The following is a 25931-nucleotide window of genomic DNA, read 5'->3' as shown; positions in this document are numbered from 1 at the left end:
GGCATTAGCCCCCTGAGGTGCGGCGGGAACCGGATGTCGCGCTGCTACGCTGCGCGGTGGCCTGCTTAGCTACGCTGTCACCAAAGCCGCCACGGGTGACCGTGCTGGTGGTGGCAGGTTTCGGCGCCATGGCGGTTTTCGGCACGTTCATGGTGCGACCTGGTGTGGCAGCGCCAAAGCTTTTACCGCTGGCGTCAACAAACTTGCCGTTGGCCGGGCTGTTCGGTGCGCGTGAGGTGAACAGCGGCTGCTGTTGACCACCAAAACCGCCGCCCATCATACGGCCCATCATGTAGCCTGCCATCAGCGGCATCCAGAAGCTTCCGCTCTGCTGAGATTCGGCATTATTGGTTGTGCCTACACCCGCCTGAGCAGGGGTTTGCTGGCACTGACCCTCACCGAATTCCGCCACGCAGTCTTCACGAGTGGCATATTTCGGTGCGGTTTTTTCCGCTTCTTTTTTCGCGTTGTTGAACGCCGTGGTGCATTGCTCGCTTTTGCCCGGGTTGGCGCTGGAGCAGTCGTCGGCATTTTGATACAAGGAAACGCTTTCATCCGATTGTTCACAACCGGCAAGCATAAAGACCGCGGTGACCGCTAAGGCTACCGGGGTTAAGTGTCGTGCGCTCCAGCTTTTGCGAAAGGAGGCATGATTGATTTGTTTAGTCCGTTTCATCACGTTCTGTCCTGTGCCCAAAGGTAGTGCATAGAATAGGGTAACAGCGGTGAAAAATGAAGCGATGAGGGCAGTACGGAGGGGGATCTTTACTTAGCTATACGTTTGATTGTGAAGGGGCAGCAGGCGCTGCCCCTCAGGGGATCACTTACTGAATGGATTGCCGCTGGCACGAGCTGGCGCGGTACTTTGCGCAACCGGCGTAGCATGAACCTGAGCCGGTGCAGCATTGCCGTTATCAGCCGCGTTATTTTGCTCCGGGGTTTCAGGTGCCACCGCCTCAGGAGAGGTAGACACATCTTTGCCCAGACGCGCATTCAGCGACTGCAGATCCTGCTCGTTCAGCGTACCCAGTGCCGACTTGATGTTCAGCTCATTGATCATGTAGCTGTAGCGGGCATCGGAAAGCTGCTGTTTAGCACTGAACAGCGTGGAGGTCGCATCCAGCACATCAACGATGGTACGCGTACCCACCTGATAACCGGCTTCCATCGCATCGAGGGAGCTCTGGGCAGAGACCACGGCCTGACGGTACGCGTCGATGCTGCTGATGGACGCATTCACGTTGTTAAAGGAAGAACGCACGGTCTGAACGGCAGAACGGTGCGCGCTTTCTAGCTGCTCGCTGGCAGCAACGAATGAATACTGCGCCTGCTTAACCTGAGAGGTGACGGCGCCACCGCTGTACAGCGGCAGAGAGAAGCTCAGGCCAACCTGGTTAGAACCGGTGATGCTGTCATCGGTCGCAGACGTCTGGTTGGCGCGGCTGCCACCGTATTTGCTGTTAGACATACCGGTAGAGGCGGTCAGATCCAGCGTTGGCATATGGCCAGTTTCGGCTGAACGGATGGATTCGCGTGCCAGATCCTGGGACAGACGCGCAGACAACAGGCTCAGGTTGCGGCTTTCGGCTTCTTTCAGCAGTGCGTTAACCGGCTGAGGTTTTTCCGTTTTAAAGCGGTCAATGTTCAGAGACGCCAGGCTTGGATAGTAGTTGCCGGTGACCTGACGCAGGATTTCAACGTTGTTATCCAGCGCGTTGCGTGCGGTCACTTCGTTAGCCAGCACGCTGTCATACTGGGCGCGGGCGTTCTGCACGTCAGTGATGGCAACCAGACCGACGTTAAAGCGCTGCGTGGTCTGATCTAACTGGCGATAAATAGACTGTTTCTGCGCTTCCGTATAGGACAGCGTATCAATCGCATTCAGCACGTTAAAGTAGGCGGTAGCGGTGTTCAGGATCAGCGTCTGCTGTGCAGTCTGATAAGTCACATCCTGGATGCCGGCTTGTTTTTCCTGGAGGGTCAGCGCACGCCATTTTGACATGTCAAAAATGGTCTGAGTCAGCTGCAAGGTTCCGCTGGTGGTATTGGAATGCAGGCCGCTGCTGTCGCGATAGCCGTTGTTATAGGTATAATCAGCACCCAGGCCTAACTGCGGCAGCAACGGGCTACGGGCTTCGTTGATTTTCTCAAAGGCCGCATCACGATCTGCTGCAGAACTGCGAAGATCGGGGTTAGACAAACGAGCCTGTTGGTAAATCTGCAACAGGTTTTCTGCCTGACTGGCGACACTGAAGCCGCCCAGGCTCAGGCCGATGAGTAACGGGAGCAGTTTCTTCATTTGCATTCCTTGTAGTGCAGCAAAATTGCTATGGTAGCGCTGACGTAAGCCAAAAAATAATCGCCGATTCTAGCAGAGTAAACGGAACAGTTAAGTTGGCTGAACGTGCCATGTTGCCCTAATTTACTTAAATAATTCATTAAGAACCACACTCTCAGCGGATTCGGGTTGCTTTTCTCGTTTTCGCACTCATCCGGAATGGAGCTGCCCCGATGGAAAACAGCAAAAAATACCCAGTGACTTTCACAAAAAACGATGTAGAAATTATTGCACGAGAGACACTTTATAGCGGTTTTTTTTCACTCACCAGCTACCGATTTCGTCACCGCTTGTTTAAGGGTGGGATGAGTGGTGAAGTAAAAAGGGAAGTCTTTGAGCGCGGACATGCCGCAGTGCTGCTACCCTATGACCCCGTGCGCGACGAAGTGGTCCTGATCGAACAAATCCGAATTCCCGCGTTTGACAGCAGTGAGACGCCCTGGCTGTTAGAATTAGTCGCCGGGATCGTTGAGCCGGGCGAAACCTATGAAGATGTGGTGCGGCGTGAAGCAGTAGAAGAAGCCGGGATCACCCCCGCGCGCGTGAAGCCGGTGCTGAGCTATCTGGCCAGTCCTGGCGGCACCAGCGAGCGGTTGCATATCCTGGTGGGAGAAGTGGATGCCAGCGTGGCGAAGGGAAACCACGGTCTGGAGGAAGAGAATGAGGATATTCTTGTCCATGTGGTCAGCCGTGAGCAGGCTTACCAGTGGGTGGAAGAGGGGAAAATAGACAACGCAGCCTCTGTCATCGCTTTGCAATGGCTTGAACTGCACCATAAAAAATTACGCAACGAGTGGAAAACCGAATGATAAAGCGCTATGTACCTGATTTCCCTGAAATGATGCGCGTGTGCGAAACCAATTTCGCCCAGCTGCGTCGCCTGCTGCCTAAAGAAGACCAGGCGGGAGAGTCAGTGACCTATCAGGTGAACGGTGCCCATTATTCTGTCACCATCCAGGAATCGACGCGTTACACCACGCTGGTGGAAGTGAAGCAAACCGCGCCGGCCGTCAGCTACTGGAGCCTGCCTGCCATGTCCGTCAGGCTGTATCACGACGCGATGGTTGCGGAAGTGTGTTCAACGCAACAGATCTATCGCTTCAAAGCGCGCTATGATTATCCTAATAAAAAGCTCCATCAGCGTGATGAAAAGCATCAGATAAACCAGTTCCTTGCAGACTGGTTGCGCTACTGTTTAGCGCATGGCGCGATGGCCGTACCGGTTTGTTAAGACAGACAACTGAGATGGCGTTAACCCTAAGGATTTTGATTGGATAGCCGGCTACTACTTCCTGCGGCGGGTGGGTCTACGGTCAGGATTTTACAGATAACCGATACCCACCTCTTTGCAGGTAAAGACGAAACGCTGCTGGGTGTGAACACCTGGGCCAGTTATGACGCGGTACTGCAGGCGATATCCGCCAGCCCCCGTCACTATGATTTGATTGTCGCTACGGGCGATCTGGCTCAGGATCATACTGTCGAAGCCTATCAGCATTTCGCTGAGGGTATTGCGCGCCTGCCCGCGCCCTGCGTCTGGTTGCCAGGAAATCACGATTTCCAGCCCGCGATGTTCAGTACGTTGGCCGAATCGCAGATTGCCGATGAGAAACATGTGCTGATCGGCGACAGCTGGCAGATTGTCTTGTTAGACAGCCAGGTGTTTGGCGTGCCGCACGGCATGCTCAGCGACTATCAGCTGGAATGGCTGGAGAATACGCTGGCGAAAGAACCGCATCGTCACACGCTGGTGCTGTTGCATCACCATCCGCTGCCTTCTGGCTGTACCTGGCTGGATCAACACAGCCTGCGCAATCCCCATTCGCTGGATGCGGTGCTGCAAAAATACCCGCTGGCCACCACGCTACTGTGCGGCCATATTCATCAGGATCTCGATCTGAACTGGAACGGACGCCGCCTGCTGGCGACACCGTCGACCTGCGTGCAGTTCAAACCCCATTGCACCAATTTCACCATTGATTCCGAAGCGCCGGGCTGGCGTTGGCTGGATCTTCTGCCGGACGGTCGGGTGGAAACGCAGGTTGAACGCCTGGCGACGCGGGCCTTCAGTCCCGATCCCGATTCGGAAGGATACTGACGGATGGCCACGCTACTTTATCTGCATGGCTTTAACAGTTCCCCGCAGTCAGCCAAAGCCACCCAGTTCCGTGAATGGCTGGCCGCTCACCATCCCGATCTCAGGGTGCATGTGCCGCAACTCCCTGCTTTTCCTGGCGAAGCCGCGCAGATGCTGGAGAACTGGCTGATGTCTGCATCCGGTGAACAGGTCGGCATTGTCGGCTCTTCGTTAGGCGGCTATTACGCCACCTGGATGTCACAACGCTTCCATCTTCCGGCGGTGGTGGTGAACCCGGCGGTGCGGCCTTTTGAGCTGTTGGCGGATTATTTGGGCAACAACGAGAACCCATACACCGGCCAGCAATATGTGTTAGAGTCACGCCATATTTACGATCTGAAAATGATGCAGATTGACCCGTTAAAGTCACCGGATTTGCTCTGGTTGCTGCAACAAACGGGCGATGAAGTGCTCGACTACCGTCAGGCCCTGGACTACTACAGTGCCTGCCGCCAGACGGTTGAAGAGGGCGGCAATCATGCTTTTATCGGATTCGAACGCCATTTCTCCCCGATCCTCGACTTCCTGGGCTTGTCCTCCGGCTGACGTGAGTCGCGGCGACTGGCTTCTCACTTTTAGCCACCAATCAGATTTATACGATGACTCAATCCAGCTATAACGCTGACTCCATTGAGGTACTCAGCGGCCTTGAACCCGTTCGTCGCCGTCCGGGGATGTACACCGATACATCACGTCCTAACCACTTAGGTCAGGAAGTGATCGATAACAGCGTCGATGAGGCGCTGGCGGGCCATGCCAAACGCGTCGAAGTGATCCTGCATGCCGATCAATCGTTAGAAGTTATCGACGATGGCCGCGGCATGCCTGTGGATATTCACCCGGAAGAGGGTGTTCCAGCCGTTGAGCTGATCTTCTGTCGTCTGCACGCCGGCGGTAAATTCTCCAACAAAAACTATCAGTTTTCTGGCGGCCTGCACGGCGTGGGGATCTCGGTGGTTAACGCCCTTTCCACCCGAGTGGAAGTGACGGTTCGCCGTAATGCCGAAGTCTATGAAATGGCTTTTGAGAACGGCGATAAAGTGGAAGATTTGCACGTCACCGGCACCGTGGGTAAGCGCAACACCGGCACCCGCGTCCGCTTCTGGCCAGACGTGAACTTCTTCGACAGCCCACGATTTTCCGTTTCGCGCCTCAGCCATTTGCTGAAGGCAAAAGCGGTACTCTGTCCGGGCGTTGAAATTGTTTTCAAAGACAACGTGAACAACACCGAACAGACCTGGTGCTATGCCGATGGCCTGACCGATTACCTGTGTGAAGCGGTAAACGGTCTGCCTACGCTGCCAGAGCGGCCATTTGTCGGCGCGTTCGCCGGCGATGTGGAAGCGGTGGACTGGGCGCTGTTGTGGCTGCCGGAAGGCGGCGAGCTGCTGACCGAAAGCTACGTCAACCTGATCCCGACTATGCAGGGCGGGACGCACGTCAACGGACTGCGTCAGGGCCTGCTGGATGCGATGCGTGAGTTTTGCGAATACCGCAATATCCTGCCGCGCGGCGTGAAGCTGTCTGCGGAAGATATCTGGGATCGCTGTGCTTACGTGCTGTCGGTCAAAATGCAGGATCCGCAATTTGCCGGCCAGACCAAAGAGCGCCTGTCTTCACGTCAGTGCGCGGCCTTTGTTTCGGGCGTGGTGAAGGATGCCTTCAGCCTGTGGCTGAACCAGAATATTCAGACCGCTGAGATGCTGGCCGAAATGGCAGTATCCAGCGCGCAACGGCGTATGCGTGCCGCCAAAAAGGTGGTGCGTAAGAAGCTGACCAGCGGCCCGGCACTGCCCGGCAAACTGGCCGACTGTAGCGCGCAGGATCTTAACCGCACCGAGCTGTTCCTGGTGGAAGGGGATTCCGCAGGCGGATCGGCCAAGCAGGCCCGCGATCGTGAATATCAGGCGATCATGCCGCTGAAAGGTAAGATCCTGAATACCTGGGAAGTCTCTTCGGATGAGGTGTTAGCCTCGCAGGAAGTGCATGATATCTCGGTTGCGATTGGCATCGATCCAGACAGCGAAGATCTCAGCCAGCTGCGTTACGGCAAAATATGTATCCTTGCGGATGCGGACTCCGATGGCTTGCATATCGCCACGCTGCTGTGCGCGCTGTTTGTGCGTCACTTCCGCACGCTGGTGAAAAACGGCCACGTCTACGTGGCGATGCCGCCGCTTTACCGCATCGATTTGGGTAAAGAGGTCTATTACGCGCTGGATGAAGAAGAGAAAGCCGGTATTCTCGATCAGCTCAAGCGTAAAAAGGGCAAGCCTGGCGTACAGCGCTTTAAAGGGCTGGGCGAGATGAACCCCTTACAGCTGCGTGAAACTACCCTTGATCCGAACACCCGTCGCCTGGTTCAGCTGACGGTTGAAGATGATGAAGTGGAGAAGACCATGGCGGTGATGGATATGCTGCTGGCGAAGAAGCGTTCGGAAGATCGCCGCAACTGGCTGCAGGAAAACGGCCATACGGCGGATATCGAAGCGTAATCTAACGCCGATATAAACAAGGCCCGGACAGGAAACCGTCCGGGCCTTTTTATTGCGTCAACGCTGGCGGGTTAACAGCTTAACGCAATGCCTGCAGAATATTCGCCGCGGCTTCCACGCGAGTCGGGTTCGGATAGTTCTTGTTCGCCAGCATCACGATCCCGAGCTTCTCCGCAGGGATAAAGGCAATGTAAGTGCCAAAGCCATTGGTGCTGCCGGTCTTATGGATCCAGCTGGCGGGCGTTGCCGCACGGGCCGGCACCAGCGCGTGAACTTCACGTGGCTTCAGGGCAACGTCATTGGCGCTGTCGGCAATAATCGTCTGGGGATTGGTCGGCCAGTCATACATCTCCCAACCCAGTCCCTGCCGGAAATTCCCCACCTGGTAATAGCCTTTCTGCGCGGTCAGCAGCGATTTTTTCAGCACCGCATCCTCAGATGGCAGGCTGTCGGGATCGATATTGGCCTGTAAAAATTTCGCCATGTCCTGCGCGCTGGACTTCACGCCATACGCCTGTTCATCCAATGGACCCGGCGTCACGCGCAGCGGCTGGCCATTTTTATAGCCCCAGGCGTAGTCAGCCTGAGCGGATTCGGGCACGCGAAGGTAGGTGTGGGTCAGGCTTAACGGGTTGAAAACCTGCTGCTGCATCAACGAAGCAAAGCTGCTGTTGGATTTCGCCACGGCTAACAGTCCAAACAGGCCAATGCTGGCGTTGGAATAGTTGCGCATGGTTCCGGCTTTCCACTGTGGTTGCCACTGCTGATAGTAATTCCACAGCGATTTCTGGTCGGTGACCGCATCAGGCACCTGCAGAGGCAATCCGCCCGCCGTATAGGTGGCGAGGTTGAGCAGGGTGATATCGCGCCACTGTTTGCCGGACAATTCTGCACTGTATTTCGCCACCGGATCGTCGAGCTTGATCAGCCCGCTCTGCACGGCATAGCCGCCCAGCACGCCGGTGAAGGTTTTACTGACCGAGCCCAGCTCAAAAATAGTGCTGGCAGAAACCGGGCGGCCGCTTTTCACTTCCGCCACGCCATAGTTAAAGAACCAGGGATGACCCTGATAGATCACTGCCACGGCCATGCCGGGGATCTGCTGGGCTTTAAGCAGCGGGGCAATCTGGCCATCGACCACGCTCTTGATCTGTTCACTGCTCAGCGGCGGGGCAGAAAAAGCGTCAGCAGAGGTCAACGTCAGTACGGCAGACAGGCAAACAACAGGGGAAAGTCCTTTAAACATCACAGTGCTCCAGATAATTAATTAACCGGCTTATGCTAAGGGATCCTCCCGGAAGTTAACATGTCCTTAACCGCAATCGGCCAATTTTGTGATGGCCGCGACATTTACCCTTTCCCTTATTCTCTGTCCGTTTAGTTGATCCCTGGCGATAATACAGGCTACTCTGCCGCCAATGTGCTGATTAAGGATCTTCTGGTGACATTTCCGCTGATAAAACGCAGCCTGATCATCTGGTTACTGCTGATGGCGATCCCGCTGATGGTGGTGCCCGGCATCCAGCTGTATCAACAATGGAAAGCGCTCAATAAGGCGTTTCAGGAAGTGGAGCTGCAGATTGCGTACCGGCTGACGCAGAATGCGGCGGTATTGCCGCTGATCTCACCCGGCAGCGATGCCAAAGCGCTTAATCACAAATTCCCGCAAATTGTCGCCATTGAACCCCTGCCTGGCGGAAGCTCTGAAGAAGTGCGGATTACCCTCGCGGATAATGGCCGTTACTGGCTGAATAATCCCTGGCAGAATGTCCGCGAGCTGGTGGACTTTCGCCCGGTCATCGCGGCGGCATTACAGCAGGCTGAGTTCAGCCATCTGACGTTAAGCTGGCAGGAAAACGTGCTGCTCACCGCCGGCAGCGGGCAGTCTGGCGGGCTCTGGCACTGGTCGACGACCTTTGCGCAGGAGATCCAGCCGTTTACGCTGACCGCTGACGCGTCGGCAAACTGGGCGGCAGTCAAAATATGGCCTTCGTTACTGCTGGCGCTGCTGCTTAGTGGGCTGGTTCTGCTGCTGCATCAGCTGCAGCGCCAGCGCCAGGCCGATCGCCGCGCGCAGTTTTATCAGCATTCACAGCTCAACGCGCTAGGCGAAATTACGGCGGGCATGGTGCATGAGATCAATCAGCCGCTGACCGCCATCCAGACCTGGTTACAGGGCGCGCAAAGGCTGGTGGCCAAGGGCGATCTCAGCCTGCTGCCGAAAGCGCTAGAGGGCGCCTTAAGCCAGACTCAGCGCATTGCCTTACTGCTGCAGCGCTTCCGCGATCACCTTGAACAACGTGAAGTGAAGTTGGAAGCGGTGGACGTGAAACGTCTGTGGGGACATGTCGAGGATCTGCTGGCGCGGGAGATCCGCGAAGGCGAGATAGCCGTGCAGCGCGATTTTGTTACGCCAGCACCGCTGGTGCGCGCCGACCGCCTGTGGCTGGAGCAGGTGCTGCATAATCTGTTAAGCAATGCGGTGCAGGCGCAGAGCGCGCAGCGCAAAGGCTGGGTACGGGTGCAGTGCAGGGTGGACGATCGCAGCGTGCTGATAACGCTGACCGACGGCGGGAAAGGATTTTCGGAAGAGGGCCTGAAGCAGGCGCTGATGCCGTTTTATACCACCCGCGCCGAGGGTATCGGCCTGGGGATGACGCTGGCGGAAACCCTGGTATTACGCATGAACGGGACGATTCGCCTGTCGAACCATGAAGCTGGCGGAGCCTGCATACACCTGCGTTTTCAGCTTTGGGAGAAGCAATGAACGAGTCACCTATCTGGCTGATTGACGATGATGCGTCGATCAGGGAATCCCTGAGCTTTCTGTTGCAGACGCTGGGCTGGCAGGTTAACACCTTCGACAGTATTGCCGCCTTTGAAAGCGACGCGTCGGTCACGCCCTCGCTGACCGGTTGCCTGTTGCTGGATATCCGCATGCCGGGAAAAAGCGGGCTGAGCTGGCTGGAAGAGACGTCCCGTCACTATCCGCTGCTGCCGGTGATCCTGATGACCGGCCACGGCACTATCGACCTGTGCCGCCGGGCGTTCCAGCACGGTGCCTGGGAGTTTTTTACCAAACCCATCGACAGCGATGCGCTGATTGAGTGCATCAGCGAGGCCTTCAAAGAGAGCGAACTGCGCGCCGGGCAACGGCAGGAACGGCAGCAGTTGGAGACCCGGTTTGCTCAGCTGACTAACCGTGAGCGCGAGGTGCTGGCGCTGCTGGTCGAAGGGCAGAGCGCCAAAGAGATCGCTAAAACGCTGGCGCTTTCCCCGCGTACCGCCGAAGCGCATCGCGCCTCGATCTTTGCCCGCCTTGAGGTCAACAACCTGGCAACGATGGTCTGGCAGTATGCCCGGCTGCAAACCCTGTCTGAACCTGGTAGATCTACCAGGCGCGATGGGTAATCCACCGAATAGTTCGCCTCTGACGTTTCCTGCAGAATAGGGTCCACTTACCGAAAACAGGAATACTGAGATGAAAAAGACCCTTTCTGCTCTGGCCGTACTGGCCTGCTTTAGCGCACTGCCGGTACATGCCGCGTCGCTGACTGAAAAAAACATATCTCTGCAGCAGGCCAATGAATTGGCGTCTGCCGTCATTCAGTCCTGTTCGGCAAAAAAATATAACGTCAGCGTGACCGTCCTCGATCGTGGCGGCAACGTGAAAGCCCTGCAGCGCATGGATAACGCCGGCCCGCACACCGTTGAAGCCAGCCGCATGAAGGCCTTCACCGCGCTGAGCGCGAAAAACGCCTCTGGCAAAGTGATGGAAGCCGCGCAGTCGAACGCCGGTGCCGCCAATATGCGTGACATCCCGGGTTTCCTGTTGCTGGCTGGTGGTTTGCCGCTGCGTGATGGCGACCAGGTGATCGGCTCGGTAGGCGTGGGTGGTGCACCAGGCGGAAATCTGGATGAGCAGTGCGCTCAGGCCGCTATCGATAATGTGTTCAAAGGCTAATGAGGAAGGCTAAATCATGAAAAAAATCATTCTACTGACTTCGCTGCTGATGGTGTGGGGTTCAGTCCAGGCCGCGGAACCGGCAACCGGCTGCGCCGCGAAACGCGCAGAGGTTGTCGAACAAATTAATTATGCCGACGCCCATGGCAACAGTTCACAGAAAGCGGGCCTGGAAAAAGCGCTGAAAGAGATCGATCAGCACTGCACTAACGAAGGTCTGCTGGCCGATCGCCAACAGAAGGTCAGTGAGAAGCAGGCCAAAGTCGCCGAGCGCGAAACCGATCTGCGTGAAGCGCAGGCCAGCGGCAACAGCAAGAAAATTGCCAAACAGCAGAAGAAACTGGACAGCGCTAACGAAGAGTTAAAAGACGCGCAGGCGCAGTTGAGCAAGTAATCTCTGCACCTGCAAAAGGAGCCCTCGAGGCTCCTTTTTTTATGACTTCACAGTTTCTGGGATATACTCAGCCGGTCCTCACTTTCGCTAAGGCCATCCTTGAAAATCACGCTTGAAGAACTGCGGGCCTGGGTCGTGGTTGTCGATACCGGTTCGATCACCGCTGCCGCCGAACAGCTGAGCCAGACCACTTCCGGCATCAGCCGTGCGCTGAGCAGGCTGGAAAAGAAGCTGCAGACCACCTTATTGCACCGCACCACCCGTCGCATCGCCCTGACCGAAGAGGGCCAGATATTTCTGGAGCACGCGCGGGAGATCCTGCGTTCGGTCGAAACCGCCGAGGAGCAGATTGCTCAGCGGCGTGAAATCCCTTCTGGCCGCTTGCGGGTGAATGCCGCCACGCCGTTTATGCTGCATGTGATCGTGCCGTTACTGGACGAATTCACCGCGCGCTATCCATTGATCCAGCTTGAACTGAATACCGACGATCTGGTGATCGATCTGCTGGAGCAGCAGACCGATATCGCCATCCGGATTGGTGAACTCAGGGATTCCAGTATTCATGCCAGGGCATTAGGCAGCAGCCGGTTGCGGCTGGTGGCCAGCCCGGACTATCTGGCGAAATATGGCGTGCCAACCCGCGTGGAGGATCTGGACGATCACCGTTTGCTGGGCTTCAGCCAGTTAGATCGTCATAACGTCTGGCCGGTGTGGAAGAGTGAAGGAGAGCCGCTGCAAATCAAACCGACGATGTCGGCTTCCAGTGGGGAAACGCTCAGGCAGCTGGCGGTTTACGGGCAGGGGATCGTGCGCATCTCTGATTTTCTCAGTCGCGAGGATCGCGCCAGCGGCAGGCTGGTTACCGTGCTGGATGACCTGACGCGCGAGATGCATCACCCGATCCACGCGGTCTACTACCGCAACACCACCTTATCGGTGCGCATCAGCTGCTTCCTGGATTTTCTTAGCGAGCAGATCGCCAGCAAGCCTTTGCTTTAAAAAAGGGCAAGTGCAGAGAAAATATAGCGAATACCGACAGGGTCAGAAAAATCGCCCGGAGAGGTGTGCTCATCCGGGCGAAGTGATTAAGGCAGGTTACTTAGCCGCTTCCAGCACGAAAATCTTCACATCCACCACATCGGCTTTGATGTTGGTGCGGTGCTGTTCCATATGGGCAGCCTGCTGATGCTGCTCCAGATGGCGCAGAGAATCCCAGTGCTCGACCATAAAGATGGAATCGGGCGAATGCTGCTTCCAGGGAACCTGCGCTTTATAGTCAGTCAGCGCCTGATAGCTTCCGCAGCCCGCTTCCTCCAACACTGTTGGCGTTACGTTCTCAATAGCCTGTAAAACGGCCGTACGGCGGCCTGGCTTTACGCAAATTTCAGCGATCACGGTGAGCATAGTCGTTCCTTTTTTGGGATTGTCGTCTGACTAGTTAAGCAAAGATTTCGCTCAGATGAGTCCGATAGCGTGCAATATCTGCGGCAATGTCCGGCTGTTTAATCACATCGTTACAAATAAAGGTCGGTAAACCTTCCATGCCGAGGAACTGATTGGCCTTATGGAAGTGCAGGTACAGGCCATCGACGCCGACGCCTTCGAAGAACTGCTCGGGATCGGTAAAGGCCTGTAGCGGCGCATTCCAGGTCAGGGACAGCATATATTTGGTGCCCTGAATCAGCCCGCCGGAGCCGTATTTTTTCGCCGCGTCGGAGCGGGTACGGCCATCGCTGGCGTATAGCGAACCGTGGCCTTCGGTAAAGACTTCATCAATGTATTTTTTCAGGATCCACGGCTCGCCCATCCACCAACCTGGCATCTGGTAAATCACGGTATCCGCATCAAGATATTTCTGCACTTCATCGGCAATCACATAGCCGTCGTCAACCACGGTGACGTCGACCTGATGGCCGGCATCGCGTAAAAAGGTGGCGGCCACTTCGGTCATCGTGTGGTTCAGTTCGCCTTTTGAATGGGCGAAGGCTTTTCCTGCATCAATAATTAAAATCTTGCTCATGCTCTTTGTTCTCCAGTTCATGACATTACGGCCAGTCTACGCGCGAGAGCCGCAGAGAAAAATGTGTGTTTGATCACAACACTTTTGCTTTTTGAGCAATAATGGCGCTTCACAAGGTAGGATTTCGGCACAGTTACCATGAGACAGACAACAATGATAAAAAAAATACGCATTAAAAGCGGGGTTGCCGCGTTACTGCTGGTTGCAGGCGGCGCCAGTGCTCAGTCACATCTGGACCGCGTGCTGCAAAGCAAAGTTCTGACGGTTTGCACCACCGGCGATTACAAGCCGTACACCTTTCTGCGCGCTGACGGGCAATATGAAGGTATTGATATCGCGATGGCGCAGTCACTGGCCAAAAATCTCGGCGCGGAAGTGAAGTGGGTGCCCACAACCTGGAAAACCTTAACGCCAGATTTTATCGCCAAGCAGTGCGATATCGCCCTGGGCGGCGTGTCGGTCACCCTGAAGCGCCAGCAAACCGCCTGGTTTGCTACCCCGCTGGGCACGGATGGCAAGATCCCGCTGGTGCGCTGTGCCGATAAGAAGAAGTACCGCACCATTGAACAGCTGAATAAGCCGTCGGTGCGGCTGATCGAACCGGCGGGTGGCACCAACGAGGCGTTTGTCCACGCTTACCTGCCGCAGGCTAACCTGACGCTGTTCCACGACAACGTCACCATATTCCAGCAGTTAGTGGATAAAAAAGCCGACGTGATGATCACCGATGCCTCGGAAGCGATGTTCCAGCAGAAACACTATCCCAAACTCTGCGCCATCAATCCTGAGCAGCCGATGCAGTACGGCGAGAAAGCCTACATGCTGCCGCGTGACGATCTGAGCTGGAAACTGTATGTCGACCAGTGGCTGCATTTGAGCAATGCCACCGGCGAATATCAGCAGGTTGTCAGCCAGTGGCTGGCCGTTAAAAAATAAACCTGATGGCGGGGCAATCTTTCCCCGCCTGAATCCGCTTTCCCCCCACGGTACCCTGTGACAGACCCCGCCTGGATAAGGTACTATCCACGCCAAACGACCCCGATGTGGCGCGCCAACAGCGCCGCGATGTGAGGAATCAAGAGTAATGAGTGACCTGACGCAGGATGGTGCAGAGCGTCGTGCCCTGCATAAGTTTACGGAAGAGGCCTACCTCAACTATTCCATGTACGTCATCATGGACCGTGCGCTGCCCTATATTGGCGACGGGCTGAAGCCCGTACAGCGCCGCATTGTCTATGCGATGTCAGAGCTGGGGCTGAACAACAGCGCCAAGTTCAAAAAGTCGGCCCGTACCGTGGGTGACGTGCTGGGTAAATACCATCCGCACGGCGACAGCGCCTGTTATGAAGCGATGGTGCTGATGGCGCAGCCGTTCTCTTACCGCTATCCGCTGGTGGATGGTCAGGGAAACTGGGGTGCGCCGGACGATCCGAAGTCCTTCGCCGCGATGCGTTACACCGAATCCCGCCTGTCGAAATATGCCGAAGTGCTGCTGGGCGAGCTGGGACAGGGCACCGTCGACTATGTCCCGAACTTCGACGGCACCATGCAGGAGCCGAAAATGCTGCCTGCGCGGCTGCCGAATATCCTGCTGAACGGCACCACCGGGATTGCGGTGGGCATGGCAACGGATATTCCTCCGCATAACCTGCGCGAAGTGGCGAAGGCGGCGATCGCGCTGATCGACGCACCAAAAACCACTCTCGACGAGCTGCTGGATATCGTGCAGGGGCCGGACTATCCGACCGAAGCCGAAATCATTACGCCGCGTAACGAAATTCGTAAAATTTACCAGAGCGGTCGTGGCTCGGTGCGCATGCGCGCGGTGTGGAAACGTGAAGATGGCGACGTGGTGATCACCGCGCTGCCGCATCAGGTCTCCGGTGCCCGCGTGCTGGAGCAGATTGCTGCCCAGATGCGCAATAAAAAGCTGCCAATGGTCGAGGATCTGCGTGATGAATCCAACCACGAGAACCCGACGCGGCTGGTGATTGTGCCGCGCTCCAATCGGGTGGATATGGACCAGGTGATGAACCACCTGTTTGCCACCACCGATCTGGAAAAAAGCTACCGCATCAACCTGAACATGATCGGCCTGAACAATCGTCCGGCGGTGAAAAACCTGCTGGAGATCCTCAGCGAGTGGCTGATCTACCGTCGTGATACCGTGCGCCGCCGCTTGCAGCACCGTCTGGATAAAGTGCTGCGTCGTCTGCATATCCTTGAAGGTTTGCTGGTGGCGTTCCTCAACATCGACGAAGTGATCCACATCATTCGTACCGAGGACGAGCCGAAGCCGGTCCTGATGTCGCGCTTTGAGATCAGCGAAACGCAGGCTGAAGCGATCCTCGAACTGAAATTACGTCATCTCGCCAAGCTGGAAGAGATGAAAATTCGCGGCGAGCAGGATGAGCTGGCGAAAGAGCGCGATCAGCTGCAGGGCATTCTGGCGTCCGAGCGCAAAATGAATACCCTGCTGAAGAAAGAGTTGCAGGCAGACAGCGACCTGTATGGCGACGATCGCCGTTCACCGCTGCGTGAGCGTGAAGAAGCGAAAGCCATCAGCGAAAGCGAACTGGTGCCGTCAGAGCCGGTGACCATTGTGCTGTCGCAGTCGGGCTGGGTGCGCAGTGCCAAAGGGCATGATATCGATCCGGGTGGCCTGAGCTACAAAGCCGGTGACAGCTATCGCGCCGCCGCCCGTGGCAAGAGCAATCAGCCGGTGGTGTTTGTCGACTCCACCGGCCGCAGCTATGCGCTGGATCCGATTACGCTGCCGTCGGCGCGTGGTCAGGGCGAGCCGTTGACCGGCAAGCTGACGCCACCGCCGGGCGCGGTGATGGAGCAGGTGCTGATGGAGGCCGACGATCAGAAACTGCTGATGGCCTCGAACGCGGGCTACGGCTTCGTCTGTACCTTCAGCGATCTGGTTTCCCGTAACCGCGCCGGTAAAGCGCTGCTCACGCTGCCGCAGAATGCCAAAGTGATGACGCCACTGGCGATCCATCATGATGACGATCTGCTGTTAGCGATTACCTCTGCGGGCCGGATGCTGCTGTTCCCGGTGGGCGATCTGCCGCAGCTGTCGAAAGGCAAGGGCAACAAAATTATCTCCATTCCTTCCGCGCAGGCGGCGTCCGGTGAAGATAATCTGGCCTGGCTGCTGCTGCTGACACCACAAACCTCGGTGACGCTGCACGTCGGTAAACGCAAGCTGACGCTGAAGCCTGACGATCTGCAGAAGTTCCGCGCAGAGCGCGGGCGTCGCGGTACGCTGTTGCCACGTGGATTGCAGCGTATCGATCGGGTGGAAGTTGACGGTCCGGTCAGAGCACCGGTTGCTGACAGCGAAGAGTAACGGTCCCTGTATACGGCGTGCTGGCCAGGCGAAAGCCTGGCTAACCCAGTGAAATGCAGTCAATTTCAAGATTTCAGGATATACTTTATCCGTACCCCGAAGGCAGGGCGTTCGCCCCGGTAACAGGTCAGGTTACCGTCTGCCGACTCAGGGGAGTCTGAAAGCAATAACGAGGATGTGATGCTCTCAATTTTACGTTTTATTGTCGTGGTGATTTACTCAATCCTGGTGTGTGTCTTTGGCTGCATCTGGTGCTTATTCAGCCCGAGAAACCCGCGTCACGTCGCCACGTTTGGCCATCTTTTTGGCAAACTTTCGACGGTATTTGGCCTGAAAGTCGAACTCCGCCGTCCAGAAGGCGCCGATAATTACCCTAACGCCATCTATATTGCCAACCATCAAAATAACTACGATATGATCACCGCGGCGAAGATTGTGCAGCCGACGACGGTGACCGTCGGCAAGAAAACGCTGTTGTGGGTGCCCTTTTTTGGCCTGCTGTACTGGCTGACCGGTAACCTGCTGATTGACCGTGATAACCGCTCCAAGGCGCACGGCACCATTGGCGAGCTGGTCGATCAGTTCAAGAAGAAAAAAATCTCGTTCTGGATGTTCCCGGAAGGCACCCGCAGCCGTGGCCGTGGCCTGCTGCCGTTTAAAACCGGCGCATTCCACGCGGCAATGGCCGCCGGTGTGCCGATCATCCCGATTGTGGTGTCGAACACCCACGATAAAATTAAGCTTAACCGCCTGAACAACGGCCATGTGATTATCGAAATGCTGCCACCGGTGGATACGGCTGCCTTTGCCGACCAGTCGGTGCGCAAGCTGGCGACGCACTGCCGCGAACTGATGATGGCGAAACTTGACGAGTTGAATGCAGAAGTGGCCGCGCGCGAAGCCGCCGATAAAAGATAAATTCAGCCAGCCTGCGGGCTGGCTTACCCTCACACAGCAAAGACCAGAATCATAAAAGATGGATAGCAGTCCGGCATAAGGACTGCGTTTTGGTTTACGGAGTTTTTATGTCTTTCAGTCGACGTCAGTTTATTCAGGCTTCGGGTATCGCGCTGTGCGCGGGCTCGTTACCTGTTAATGCGTTCGCCGCCGGGCCGGGCACCGCATTGCCGGTCCCGCCGCTGGTGGAATCGCGCCGTGGGCAGCCCATTTTCCTGACCTTACAACGCAGCCACTGGTCCTTCACCGGCGATGGCAATAAGGCTCAGGTGTGGGGCGTTAACGGCCTCTACCTCGGGCCGACCGTGCGGGTGTGGAGCGGCGATGATGTCAAGCTGATCTACAGCAACCGACTGAATGAACCCGTCTCGATGACCATCAGCGGTCTGCAGGTGCCTGGCGCACTGGCGGGCGGCGCACCACGACTGATGTCACCGGGTGTGGACTGGGCGCCGGTATTGCCGATCCGCCAGGCAGCCACCGCCTGCTGGTATCACGCTAACACGCCAAACCGCATGGCACCTCACGTTTATAACGGGCTGGCCGGTCTGTGGCTGATTGAAGATGAGGTCAGCAAAGCGCTGCCGATCCCCAATCATTACGGCGTCGATGATTTCCCGCTGATTATCCAGGATAAGCGCCTGGATAACTTTGGTTCACCGCAGTATGACCCGCCGTCCAGCGGTGGCTTTGTCGGCGACACGCTGCTGGTTAACGGCGTGCAGAATCCGTATGTCGATGTCTCGCGCGGCTGGGTGCGTTTGCGCTTGCTTAACGCCTCCAACTCCCGCTGTTATCAGCTGTTAATGAGCGACAACCGCCCGTTCAACGTGATTTCCAGCGATCAGGGATTCCTGCCTGCGCCGGTGGCGGTCAAGCAGCTGTCGCTGGCACCGGGCGAACGCCGTGAAGTACTGGGGGATATGAGCCAGGGCGACGAAGTGTCGATCACCGCGGGCACCGCAGCCGGTATCGTTGACCGCTTGCGCGGCCTGTTCGAACCCTCCAGCATTCTGACCTCGACGCTGGTGCTGACGCTGCGTCCGACCGGGCTGTTACCGCTGGTCACCGATAACCTGCCAATGCGCCTGCTGGCCGATGAGGTGATTGAAGGGTCGGTCAGCCGCACGCGTGAATTCAGCCTCGGTGATTCACTGCCGGGCATCAATGGCGCGCTATGGGATATGGAGCGAATTGACGTGCAGGCGCAGCAGGGCACCTTTGAGCGCTGGATTATCCATGCCGATCTGCCGCAGTCATTCCATATTCAGGGCGTGAAGTTCCTGATTAAAAACGTCAACGGCGCGCAGCCCTGGGCAGAAGATCGCGGCTGGAAAGATACGGTCTGGGTCGACGGCACGGTGGAGTTATTTGTCTCAATGCTGCAATCCTCAGCCGAACATTTCCCGTTCGTCTATTACAGCCAGACGCTGGAAATGGCCGACCGCGGCTCGGCGGGTCAGATGTTGGTACAGCCAACGATTTAGGTGGCGAGAGTCGGGCAGGCAGGCAAAAAAAACGGGGCGATTAATTCGCCCCGTTTGCACAGTTAGTTCAGCTCATCCGGGTTTGGCCCCAGTCGGTTACCCTTATCCAGCTTGGCAATCTCACTGATTTCAGGTTTCTCCAGACGGAAGTCAAACACCTTAAAGTTCTCTTCAATGCGCGACGGCGTGACCGATTTCGGGATCACCACCAGGCCGCTATCCAGATGCCAGCGAATCACGATCTGCGCCGGGGTTTTGCCGTATTTTTTCGCCAGGTCCTTAATAATCTCCTGATCAAATACGCCTTTACCGCCCTGCGCTAACGGACTCCAGGACTCGGTCTGAATATGGTGCATCGCATTCCACGCGTGCAGCGTGCGCTGCTGCAGCATTGGATGCAGTTCAATCTGATTGACCACCGGGCTGACGCCAGTCTCTTCCAGCAGGCGTTTCAGGTGGGCCTCCTGGAAATTACAGACGCCGATACTTTTGGTCAGCCCCTGTTTCTGTAACTCAATCATCGCTTTCCAGGCATCAACGTAGTTGTCTTTTGCCGGGCACGGCCAGTGCATCAGATAAAGATCGACACTCTCCAGCTGCAATTTTTTCAGGCTGGTTTCCATCGCCTGCGGCGCGTTCAGCTGATCGTCATTCCACAGTTTGGTGGTGACAAAGATATCTTCGCGCGGGATATCGGTTTCTTGCAGCGCCTGCCCAATCCCTTCCTCGTTTTTGTAGATGGCGGCGGTATCCAGTGAGCGATAGCCGACCTGCAACGCCTTAACTGCAGCGGTGCGGGTATCTTCAATGCTGGCCTGCCAGACACCAAGGCCAATCTGCGGCATCATGTTGCCGTCATGGAGTTTAATTACAGGTTGCTCTGCCATGTTTTCTCCTTTGCAGCGAATGAACCGGCACCTCTGTGCCGGCGAGTGACTCTAAGTCTAGTTGAGAATAGCCGCGCCGTTGGGCATGATGCTATTTGGAATTCTCTGAGAGTAAAACTCGTCTATGGATCGCAACACGCTTTGTACTCAGCTTGCCAGGAAGGTGGTGCATCTGGTGACATCGGGCGCTTCGCCGCTGGCTTCGTTGCCGGATGTTCGCCTGATTTATGCCGACAAGCCCAGCGGACGGACGCCGGTGCTCTATTCTTCGGGGATTGTGATCCTGTTCCAGGGGCAGAAAACCGGCTACCTCGGCAATAATGTTTTTCATTACGACGCCACGGAATACCTGATGCTGACCGTGCCGCTGTCGGTCGAGTGTGAAACTTTCGCCACGCCGGAAGCGCCGCTGGCCGGGATCCTGCTGAACGTCGATCCGGTCAAGCTACAGGATTTGCTGATTGATATTGGCGATGACGACAGCTTCCACCCTGAACCGCAAACCCGGGGCATTCACTCCTCCGCGCTGACGGAAGAGATGCTCTGTGCCGCCGAGCGGCTGTGGGATGTGCTGGCGAATCCGCGCGATGCCCGCGTGCTGGGCCCGCAGATTGTCAGGGAAATTCTCTATCATGTGCTGCTTGGCCCGTGCGGCGGGGCGCTGATGGCGCTGGTCAGTCGCCACACCCAGTTCAGCCAGATTGCCCGCGCGCTGCGCCGCATCGAACACCATTACACCGATAACCTCAGCGTTGACCTGCTGGCCGCAGAAGTGAATATGAGCGTCTCGGCGTTTCACCATAACTTTAAAGCGGTGACCAGCACCTCGCCGTTGCAGTATCTGAAGAGCTACCGGCTGCATCAGGCGCGGATGCTGATGCTGCATGAAGGATTGAAGGCCAGCGCGGCGGCAATGCGGGTGGGGTATGAAAGTGCTTCGCAGTTTTCGCGCGAGTTTAAGCGCTATTTTGGCGTCACGCCGGGCGAAGAAGCGACGCGGATGCGTCAGGCGGGATAAGAGAAAGGCCGGAGCACCGGCCTTTTTTTACGCCGATTTTTTACGGCGGATCAGCAGCACCACGCTGCCGATTAATCCGGCACAAAGCAGCACCAGCGGCAACACCATCAGAATGGTCATCACCTGATCTTCGTGCCGTTTGATAAACGGCACCTGGGTGATGGCAAAGCCCAGCGACACCAAAATGGCCACCCAGAGAAAACCACTCAGCCAGTTAAACAGCTGGAAGCGGCCGTTTTTCAGGCCGGAAATCCCCGCCATGGTTGGCAGAATGGTGCGGACAAACCCCAGAAAACGGCCAACGATCAAAGCCGTCAAACCGTGGCGATGAAACAGATTCCACGCCCGCTGGTGGTACTGCACCGGCAGATGCATCAGCCAGCTTTTCACCAGCCGCGTATTGCCCAGCCAGCGTCCCTGTAAATAGCTTAGCCAGCAGCCAAGACTGGCGGCCAGCGTCAGGATCGCCACCGTCGGCACAAAGTCCATCACCCCTTTGGCAATCATCGCGCCTGCCAGTAACAGCAGGCTGTCGCCCGGCAAAAACGAGGCGGGCAACAGGCCATTTTCAAGAAACAGGGTAGCGAACATAATGCAATAAACTACCCAAATGACGTCCGGATTGGCCAGCGCAGCAAAATCCTGATGCCACAGCGCCTGAACAATCTCATGCAATACACCCATCTTAATTCCTGTTTACTGCGTTAAGCTGCCATTGTAGCGCTAATCCCCTCACCACACTTTGATCAAGGGCGCGGATGTCGCACCGTTAATCGTCCGTTTAGCTTTATCAGGCAGGACAGGCGGAAAGACGAGCAAATCCGGCAGCCAGGTCTTCAATCAGGTCGTCAACGTTCTCCAGGCCAATATGCAGGCGCACCAGCGTGCCAGTGAAATCCACGCCGCCGGCCGGCCGGATTTCCGCCAGCTCTTCCGGCTGATTAGCGAGGATCAGCGACTCGTAGCCGCCCCAGGAATAGGCCATGCTGAAGTGTTCGAAGCGATCGAGATACTCAGCCAGCTGCGGGTCGGTCAAACGCGCTTTCAGCACAAATGAGAACAGGCCGCTGCTGCCGGTAAAGTCGCGCTGCCAGAATTCATGTCCCTTACATTGTGGCAGAGCAGGATGATTGACCACGGAAACTTCGGCCCGATCTGCCAGCCAGTGGGCGACCTTTATGGCGCTTTCTTCATGCTGACGCAGGCGCACGGCCAGCGTTCTTAATCCCCGGCTGGCCATATAGGCGGTATCGGCATCGACCATCTGGCCCATCAGATAGGAGTTTTCACGCAGCTGTGCCCAGCAACGTTCATTGGCAACGGCGGTGCCGATCATCGCGTCGGAGTGACCAATCAGATACTTGGTGCCGGCCTGAATGGAAATATCGACGCCAAAATCCAGCGCGCGGAACAGAATGCCGGCGGCCCAGGTATTGTCGATCATGATCACCGCATCCGGCGCTTTGCTGCGCACGGCGGCGACAATCGCCGGGACATCCTGCACTTCCATGGTGATCGAGGCCGGAGATTCGAGGAACACCACTTTGGTATTTGGCTGCACCCGTTCGGCAATTTCCGCACCGATGCAGTGATCGAACCAGGTGGTGGAGACATTCATTTTGCTGAGGATTTTGGTGCAGAAGTCCTGCGTCGGCTCATAGACCGAGCCCGCCATCAGCACGTTATCACCGGCAGAAACAAAGGCCAGAATGGCGTTGGCAACCGCGGCCGCGCCGCAAGGATAGAGCGCACAGCCCGCGCCGCCTTCCAGTTCGGTCATCGCGTCCTGCAGGGAAAAGTGGGTCAGCGTGCCGCGACGGCCGTAAAATAACTCGCCATCGGCACGGCCGGCGGTACAGCGTTTTTTCTCAGCCACGCTATCAAACACCAGCGAGGAGGCCCGCTGGATCACGCTATTCACTGAGCCCTGGGTAAAACGTTTACTGCGTCCGGCGGCAATCAGCGCCGTTTCAATTTTTTTACTGGTCATCGGAATGCTCTGTTTGCGGATGTCTGGTCTGCCTTAACGTTAACACGGCAGGCGGCTGGGCGAAATTAAGCGTAGGGCACTGTGAGAAAGATTCAGCAAAAGTCGGCTGGATATGCGTTAAATCAGGAAAGTGTGTAAAAAATGTTACCTCAAAAGTAAATAGTAATGATAACCACTATCAATTCAGCACTGATTTGGTATGATCCGCACTGGTTTTTTTTACCCGTTGAATGACGTTGGAGACACAGCGTGACGAATGATTTGATGCAGACGGATCTTTCCGTCTGGGGCATGTACCAGCATGCGGACATCGTAGTAAAAGTGGTGATGATCGGCTTACTGCTGGCATCTGTCGTGACCTGGGCGATCTTCTTCAGTAAAAGTTTTGAACTCAGCGCCGCGAAACGCCGCCTGAAAAACGAACAGAACGCGCTGGCAGGTGCACGCTCTCTGCAGGAAGCCGCGCAGATCAGCGCCAGCTTTAAAGCGGGCAGCCTGACTACGCAGTTTCTGAAAGAAGCGGAGAACGAGCTGGAACTTTCCGCAGGCTCCGACGACGACAACGGCATCAAAGAGCGTACCTCTTTCCGCCTGGAGCGCCGCGTGGCGTTCTTTAGCCGTCACGCGGGCCGCGGCAACGGTTTCCTCGCCACCATCGGCGCCATCGCACCGTTCGTCGGTCTGTTTGGTACGGTGTGGGGCATCATGAACAGCTTTATCGGCATTGCCCAGACCCAGACCACTAACCTGGCGGTGGTTGCACCGGGGATTGCGGAAGCCCTGCTGGCCACCGCTATCGGCCTGGTTGCGGCCATCCCCGCCGTGGTGATCTACAACGTCTTTGCCCGCCTGATCGGCAACTACAAAGCGTCAATGGGCGATGTTGCCGCCCAGGTGATGCTGCTGCAAAGCCGCGATCTGGACCTGGCCGCCAGCGGCAGCGTACAGCGTGCGCCCGCTCAGAAACTGCGGGTAGGATAAGCACCATGGCAATGCGATTGAATGAAGATCTCGAAAGCAACGGCGAAATGCATGAAATCAACGTCACGCCGTTTATCGACGTGATGCTGGTGCTGCTGATTATCTTTATGGTCGCCGCGCCGCTGGCAACCGTTGACGTCCGCGTTAACCTTCCTGCTTCCACCAGTGCGCCGCAGCCGCGTCCTGAGAAGCCGGTTTACCTGTCAATCAAAGCCGACAAGCAGCTGTTCATTGGCAACAATGCGGTGACGCCGGAAACGCTGTTGAATGCGCTGAACAGCCAGACCGAAGGCAATAAAGAGACCACCATTTTCTTCCAGGCAGATAAGTCTGTGGATTATGAAACGCTGATGGGCGTGATGGATAAACTGCGTCAGGCGGGATATCTGAAGATTGGTCTGATGGGAATGGAAACCGCCGGGAAGTAACCGACGGGCGTTAAAAAAAGGGCCGACATGCAGATGTCGGCCCTTTTTTATTACAGCTGCACCGCCGGGGCGCCGCTGTGTCGGGTCTGGTACTGACGGATCAGGCGCTTGATAATCATTGTCCCAATCAATCCGCACACGGCGGCAAAGGTCAGCCAGACGCCAGGCATCGCCTTATCGCCGGTGACGTGGGTCAGGTAGCTGGAGATGGCCGGGGTGAAGCCGCCGAACAGGGCGGTTGCCAGGCTGTAAGCCAGTGAGAAGCCGGTCGCGCGCACTTCCGCCGGCATCACTTCTGCCAGATACACCACCATCGCACCGTTATAGCTGGCGTAGAGGAACGAGAGCCACAGTTCCGCTTCCAGCAGGTGGGCAAGGCTCGGGGAACCGACCAGCCAGTGCAGCACCGGCCACGCGGTGGCAATCATCAGCAGCGTAAAGAAAATCAGCAGCGGACGGCGGCCATAACGGTCGGACACGGCACCCATGATCGGCAGCCAAATCAGGTTAGACACGCCCACGCACAGGGTGACGAAGAAGCTCTGTTTGTCGCTCATCATCAGCACGGTTTTGCCGAAGGTGGGGGTAAACGCGGTGATCATATAGAACATCACCGTGGTGGTGACCACCATCAGCATGCCCGCCAGCACCAGCGCCCAGTTGCTGGCGACCGAGCGAACGATTTGCTTCATCGACGGGTGCGTTTTGCGCTGGCTGAACGCTTCGGTCTCTTCCAGCTTGCTCCGGATCCAGAACAGGAACGGCACAATCATACAGCCGATCACAAACGGGATACGCCAGCCCCATTCGGTGACCTGATCTTTTTCCAGCAGATGGTTCAGGCCCAGGCCTAACAGCGCCGCAAAAATCACCGCGATCTGCTGGCTACCCGACTGCCAGCTAACGAAGAAGCCCTTACGGTTCTTCGGCGCGATCTCGGCCAGATAAACCGAAACGCCGCCCAGCTCAACCCCGGCAGAGAAGCCCTGCAACAGGCGTCCTAACAGGATCAGGATCGGCGCGGCGGCACCCAGCGTGTTGTAACCCGGCACCACCGCAATGGTCAGCGTGCCGATGGCCATCAGGCCCAGCGTCATCAGCAGCCCTTTGCGGCGGCCATGATGGTCAATATACGACCCCAGCACGATGGCGCCCAATGGCCGCATCAGGAAACCTGCACCGAAGGTCATTAGCGTCAGCATCAGCGAGGCAAAGGGATCGTCACCCGGGAAAAAGGTTTTAGCGATAGCCGTGGCGTAATAACCAAACACCATGAAATCGAACATTTCCAGGAAATTACCGCTGGTCACATTGAAGATGGTTCTGGCATTACCCTGAGGCTTGCGGGCGGGATTTGGGGGAGAAGTCACGGCAGTCATACAGCATCCTTTTGGGTTTTCTTCCGTTTTATCCTGCCAGCCGCGGATTTAATGTGATGACGGTCACCGTTAGCCGGGCGCTGGGCAGACTCTTCGTA

26 protein-coding genes are annotated in these 25931 nt (G+C 56.6%); 17 read left to right on the top strand and 9 right to left on the bottom strand.

Annotated elements, in window-relative coordinates:
- Positions 1 to 4: 4 nt before the first annotated feature.
- Positions 5 to 676 (bottom strand): DUF1190 family protein, encoded by a 672-nt coding sequence (locus E2F51_RS03655; RefSeq protein WP_013203875.1) that lies wholly within the window; start codon positions 674 to 676, stop codon positions 5 to 7.
- A 144-nt stretch (positions 677 to 820) separates the two neighbouring features.
- Entirely contained in the window at positions 821 to 2299 is a 1479-nt protein-coding gene (tolC, locus tag E2F51_RS03650; RefSeq protein WP_134822770.1) for an outer membrane channel protein TolC, read from the bottom strand.
- A gap of 212 nt (positions 2300 to 2511) precedes the next feature.
- Between tolC and nudF the strand changes: the two genes are divergently transcribed.
- The 5 genes from nudF to parE are packed head-to-tail and all read left to right on the top strand — an operon-like array spanning position 2512 to position 6970.
- Positions 2512 to 3147 (top strand): ADP-ribose diphosphatase, encoded by a 636-nt coding sequence (nudF, locus tag E2F51_RS03645; protein ID WP_013203873.1) that lies wholly within the window; start codon positions 2512 to 2514, stop codon positions 3145 to 3147.
- On the top strand, positions 3144 to 3569 hold the full coding sequence (locus tag E2F51_RS03640; RefSeq protein WP_013203872.1) for a DUF1249 family protein: 426 nt from the start codon (positions 3144 to 3146) through the stop codon (positions 3567 to 3569). Before nudF ends, E2F51_RS03640 begins: the two co-directional genes overlap by 4 nt.
- A gap of 39 nt (positions 3570 to 3608) precedes the next feature.
- Positions 3609 to 4436, top strand: a complete 828-nt coding sequence (cpdA, locus tag E2F51_RS03635; protein ID WP_013203871.1) for a 3',5'-cyclic-AMP phosphodiesterase — start codon at positions 3609 to 3611, stop codon at positions 4434 to 4436.
- Positions 4437 to 4439: 3 nt separating this feature from the next.
- The gene (gene yqiA, locus E2F51_RS03630; RefSeq protein ID WP_134822769.1) at positions 4440 to 5021 is read left to right on the top strand and encodes an esterase YqiA; all 582 of its coding nucleotides are present in this window, start codon (positions 4440 to 4442) and stop codon (positions 5019 to 5021) included.
- 53 nt (positions 5022 to 5074) lie between these two features.
- Positions 5075 to 6970, top strand: coding sequence for a DNA topoisomerase IV subunit B (parE, locus tag E2F51_RS03625; RefSeq protein ID WP_053144838.1), 1896 nt, complete (start codon positions 5075 to 5077; stop codon positions 6968 to 6970).
- A 79-nt stretch (positions 6971 to 7049) separates the two neighbouring features.
- Here the strand turns inward: parE and ampC are convergent, their stop codons facing one another.
- Positions 7050 to 8216, bottom strand: a complete 1167-nt coding sequence (ampC, locus tag E2F51_RS03620) for a class C beta-lactamase (RefSeq protein WP_371732161.1) — start codon at positions 8214 to 8216, stop codon at positions 7050 to 7052.
- Between the two features lie 195 nt (positions 8217 to 8411).
- On the opposite strand from ampC, the gene E2F51_RS03615 reads away from it, so the two are divergent.
- The 5 genes from E2F51_RS03615 (at position 8412) to E2F51_RS03595 (ending at position 12327) form a co-directional block, all read left to right on the top strand.
- Positions 8412 to 9737 (top strand): sensor histidine kinase, encoded by a 1326-nt coding sequence (locus E2F51_RS03615; RefSeq protein WP_134822767.1) that lies wholly within the window; start codon positions 8412 to 8414, stop codon positions 9735 to 9737.
- Positions 9734 to 10381, top strand: a complete 648-nt coding sequence (locus E2F51_RS03610; protein ID WP_134822766.1) for a response regulator transcription factor — start codon at positions 9734 to 9736, stop codon at positions 10379 to 10381. Before E2F51_RS03615 ends, E2F51_RS03610 begins: the two co-directional genes overlap by 4 nt.
- Before the next feature lie 70 nt (positions 10382 to 10451).
- On the top strand, positions 10452 to 10934 hold the full coding sequence (locus tag E2F51_RS03605) for a heme-binding protein (RefSeq protein ID WP_134822765.1): 483 nt from the start codon (positions 10452 to 10454) through the stop codon (positions 10932 to 10934).
- 16 nt (positions 10935 to 10950) lie between these two features.
- Positions 10951 to 11328, top strand: coding sequence for a DUF1090 domain-containing protein (locus E2F51_RS03600; protein ID WP_134822764.1), 378 nt, complete (start codon positions 10951 to 10953; stop codon positions 11326 to 11328).
- Positions 11329 to 11427: 99 nt separating this feature from the next.
- On the top strand, positions 11428 to 12327 hold the full coding sequence (locus E2F51_RS03595; protein ID WP_013203863.1) for a LysR family transcriptional regulator: 900 nt from the start codon (positions 11428 to 11430) through the stop codon (positions 12325 to 12327).
- A gap of 96 nt (positions 12328 to 12423) precedes the next feature.
- Here E2F51_RS03595 and E2F51_RS03590 read toward each other — a convergent pair whose 3' ends face one another.
- A complete protein-coding gene (locus E2F51_RS03590) occupies positions 12424 to 12732 on the bottom strand; it encodes a putative quinol monooxygenase (protein ID WP_013203849.1) in 309 nt (102 codons plus the stop codon).
- Positions 12733 to 12766: 34 nt separating this feature from the next.
- The gene (locus E2F51_RS03585) at positions 12767 to 13348 is read right to left on the bottom strand and encodes an NAD(P)H-dependent oxidoreductase (protein ID WP_134822763.1); all 582 of its coding nucleotides are present in this window, start codon (positions 13346 to 13348) and stop codon (positions 12767 to 12769) included.
- Positions 13349 to 13501: 153 nt separating this feature from the next.
- On the opposite strand from E2F51_RS03585, the gene E2F51_RS03580 reads away from it, so the two are divergent.
- From E2F51_RS03580 to ftsP, 4 genes are all read left to right on the top strand, one after another.
- Positions 13502 to 14284: a transporter substrate-binding domain-containing protein gene (locus tag E2F51_RS03580; RefSeq protein ID WP_013203847.1), complete on the top strand. Its 783-nt coding sequence runs from the start codon at positions 13502 to 13504 to the stop codon at positions 14282 to 14284.
- Between the two features lie 148 nt (positions 14285 to 14432).
- Positions 14433 to 16706, top strand: coding sequence for a DNA topoisomerase IV subunit A (gene parC, locus E2F51_RS03575; RefSeq protein WP_013203846.1), 2274 nt, complete (start codon positions 14433 to 14435; stop codon positions 16704 to 16706).
- A gap of 180 nt (positions 16707 to 16886) precedes the next feature.
- Positions 16887 to 17624 (top strand): 1-acylglycerol-3-phosphate O-acyltransferase, encoded by a 738-nt coding sequence (locus E2F51_RS03570; protein WP_013203845.1) that lies wholly within the window; start codon positions 16887 to 16889, stop codon positions 17622 to 17624.
- 107 nt (positions 17625 to 17731) lie between these two features.
- The gene (gene ftsP / locus E2F51_RS03565; protein ID WP_134822762.1) at positions 17732 to 19150 is read left to right on the top strand and encodes a cell division protein FtsP; all 1419 of its coding nucleotides are present in this window, start codon (positions 17732 to 17734) and stop codon (positions 19148 to 19150) included.
- A gap of 62 nt (positions 19151 to 19212) precedes the next feature.
- Here the strand turns inward: ftsP and dkgA are convergent, their stop codons facing one another.
- Complete coding sequence (dkgA, locus tag E2F51_RS03560) at positions 19213 to 20037, bottom strand: 2,5-didehydrogluconate reductase DkgA (RefSeq protein ID WP_134822761.1); 825 nt, start codon at positions 20035 to 20037, stop codon at positions 19213 to 19215.
- Between the two features lie 124 nt (positions 20038 to 20161).
- On the opposite strand from dkgA, the gene E2F51_RS03555 reads away from it, so the two are divergent.
- Complete coding sequence (locus tag E2F51_RS03555) at positions 20162 to 21055, top strand: AraC family transcriptional regulator (RefSeq protein ID WP_134822760.1); 894 nt, start codon at positions 20162 to 20164, stop codon at positions 21053 to 21055.
- Between the two features lie 27 nt (positions 21056 to 21082).
- Here the strand turns inward: E2F51_RS03555 and E2F51_RS03550 are convergent, their stop codons facing one another.
- Together E2F51_RS03550 and metC are read right to left on the bottom strand one after the other, a co-directional pair.
- Positions 21083 to 21739, bottom strand: a complete 657-nt coding sequence (locus E2F51_RS03550) for a DedA family protein (protein ID WP_013203841.1) — start codon at positions 21737 to 21739, stop codon at positions 21083 to 21085.
- A 106-nt stretch (positions 21740 to 21845) separates the two neighbouring features.
- Positions 21846 to 23045 (bottom strand): cystathionine beta-lyase, encoded by a 1200-nt coding sequence (gene metC / locus E2F51_RS03545; protein WP_134822759.1) that lies wholly within the window; start codon positions 23043 to 23045, stop codon positions 21846 to 21848.
- 249 nt (positions 23046 to 23294) lie between these two features.
- On the opposite strand from metC, the gene exbB reads away from it, so the two are divergent.
- Positions 23295 to 24026 (top strand): tol-pal system-associated acyl-CoA thioesterase, encoded by a 732-nt coding sequence (gene exbB, locus E2F51_RS03540; RefSeq protein ID WP_134822758.1) that lies wholly within the window; start codon positions 23295 to 23297, stop codon positions 24024 to 24026.
- 5 nt (positions 24027 to 24031) lie between these two features.
- The gene (gene exbD, locus E2F51_RS03535; RefSeq protein WP_013203838.1) at positions 24032 to 24454 is read left to right on the top strand and encodes a TonB system transport protein ExbD; all 423 of its coding nucleotides are present in this window, start codon (positions 24032 to 24034) and stop codon (positions 24452 to 24454) included.
- Between the two features lie 50 nt (positions 24455 to 24504).
- Here the strand turns inward: exbD and E2F51_RS03530 are convergent, their stop codons facing one another.
- Entirely contained in the window at positions 24505 to 25833 is a 1329-nt protein-coding gene (locus tag E2F51_RS03530; RefSeq protein ID WP_134822757.1) for an MFS transporter, read from the bottom strand.
- Positions 25834 to 25931: the final 98 nt, after the last annotated feature.

Origin of the sequence: Erwinia sp. QL-Z3, assembly GCF_004551645.1 — a bacterium.
Classification (GTDB): Bacteria; Pseudomonadota; Gammaproteobacteria; order Enterobacterales; family Enterobacteriaceae; genus Erwinia; species Erwinia billingiae.
Note: the sequence above shows the minus strand (reverse complement) of the source record. Positions and strands in the feature narration are given on the sequence as shown.

Bases quoted from the DNA above. Each gene is read 5' to 3' on its own strand.
- E2F51_RS03555 (WP_134822760.1), top strand. From the start codon at position 20,162: ATGGATCGCAACACGCTTTGTACTCAGCTTGCCAGGAAGGTGGTGCAT.
- E2F51_RS03590 (WP_013203849.1), bottom strand. From the start codon at position 12,732: ATGCTCACCGTGATCGCTGAAATTTGCGTAAAGCCAGGCCGCCGTACG.
- tolC (WP_134822770.1), bottom strand. From the start codon at position 2,299: ATGAAGAAACTGCTCCCGTTACTCATCGGCCTGAGCCTGGGCGGCTTC.
- yqiA (WP_134822769.1), top strand. From the start codon at position 4,440: ATGGCCACGCTACTTTATCTGCATGGCTTTAACAGTTCCCCGCAGTCA.
- E2F51_RS03610 (WP_134822766.1), top strand. From the start codon at position 9,734: ATGAACGAGTCACCTATCTGGCTGATTGACGATGATGCGTCGATCAGG.
- E2F51_RS03655 (WP_013203875.1), bottom strand. From the start codon at position 676: ATGAAACGGACTAAACAAATCAATCATGCCTCCTTTCGCAAAAGCTGG.
- metC (WP_134822759.1), bottom strand. From the start codon at position 23,045: ATGACCAGTAAAAAAATTGAAACGGCGCTGATTGCCGCCGGACGCAGT.
- E2F51_RS03570 (WP_013203845.1), top strand. From the start codon at position 16,887: ATGCTCTCAATTTTACGTTTTATTGTCGTGGTGATTTACTCAATCCTG.
- E2F51_RS03600 (WP_134822764.1), top strand. From the start codon at position 10,951: ATGAAAAAAATCATTCTACTGACTTCGCTGCTGATGGTGTGGGGTTCA.
- dkgA (WP_134822761.1), bottom strand. From the start codon at position 20,037: ATGGCAGAGCAACCTGTAATTAAACTCCATGACGGCAACATGATGCCG.
- ampC (WP_371732161.1), bottom strand. From the start codon at position 8,216: ATGTTTAAAGGACTTTCCCCTGTTGTTTGCCTGTCTGCCGTACTGACG.
- ftsP (WP_134822762.1), top strand. From the start codon at position 17,732: ATGTCTTTCAGTCGACGTCAGTTTATTCAGGCTTCGGGTATCGCGCTG.
- parC (WP_013203846.1), top strand. From the start codon at position 14,433: ATGAGTGACCTGACGCAGGATGGTGCAGAGCGTCGTGCCCTGCATAAG.
- E2F51_RS03585 (WP_134822763.1), bottom strand. From the start codon at position 13,348: ATGAGCAAGATTTTAATTATTGATGCAGGAAAAGCCTTCGCCCATTCA.
- exbD (WP_013203838.1), top strand. From the start codon at position 24,032: ATGGCAATGCGATTGAATGAAGATCTCGAAAGCAACGGCGAAATGCAT.
- E2F51_RS03640 (WP_013203872.1), top strand. From the start codon at position 3,144: ATGATAAAGCGCTATGTACCTGATTTCCCTGAAATGATGCGCGTGTGC.
- nudF (WP_013203873.1), top strand. From the start codon at position 2,512: ATGGAAAACAGCAAAAAATACCCAGTGACTTTCACAAAAAACGATGTA.
- E2F51_RS03605 (WP_134822765.1), top strand. From the start codon at position 10,452: ATGAAAAAGACCCTTTCTGCTCTGGCCGTACTGGCCTGCTTTAGCGCA.
- E2F51_RS03580 (WP_013203847.1), top strand. From the start codon at position 13,502: ATGATAAAAAAAATACGCATTAAAAGCGGGGTTGCCGCGTTACTGCTG.
- E2F51_RS03550 (WP_013203841.1), bottom strand. From the start codon at position 21,739: ATGGGTGTATTGCATGAGATTGTTCAGGCGCTGTGGCATCAGGATTTT.
- E2F51_RS03530 (WP_134822757.1), bottom strand. From the start codon at position 25,833: ATGACTGCCGTGACTTCTCCCCCAAATCCCGCCCGCAAGCCTCAGGGT.
- parE (WP_053144838.1), top strand. From the start codon at position 5,075: ATGACTCAATCCAGCTATAACGCTGACTCCATTGAGGTACTCAGCGGC.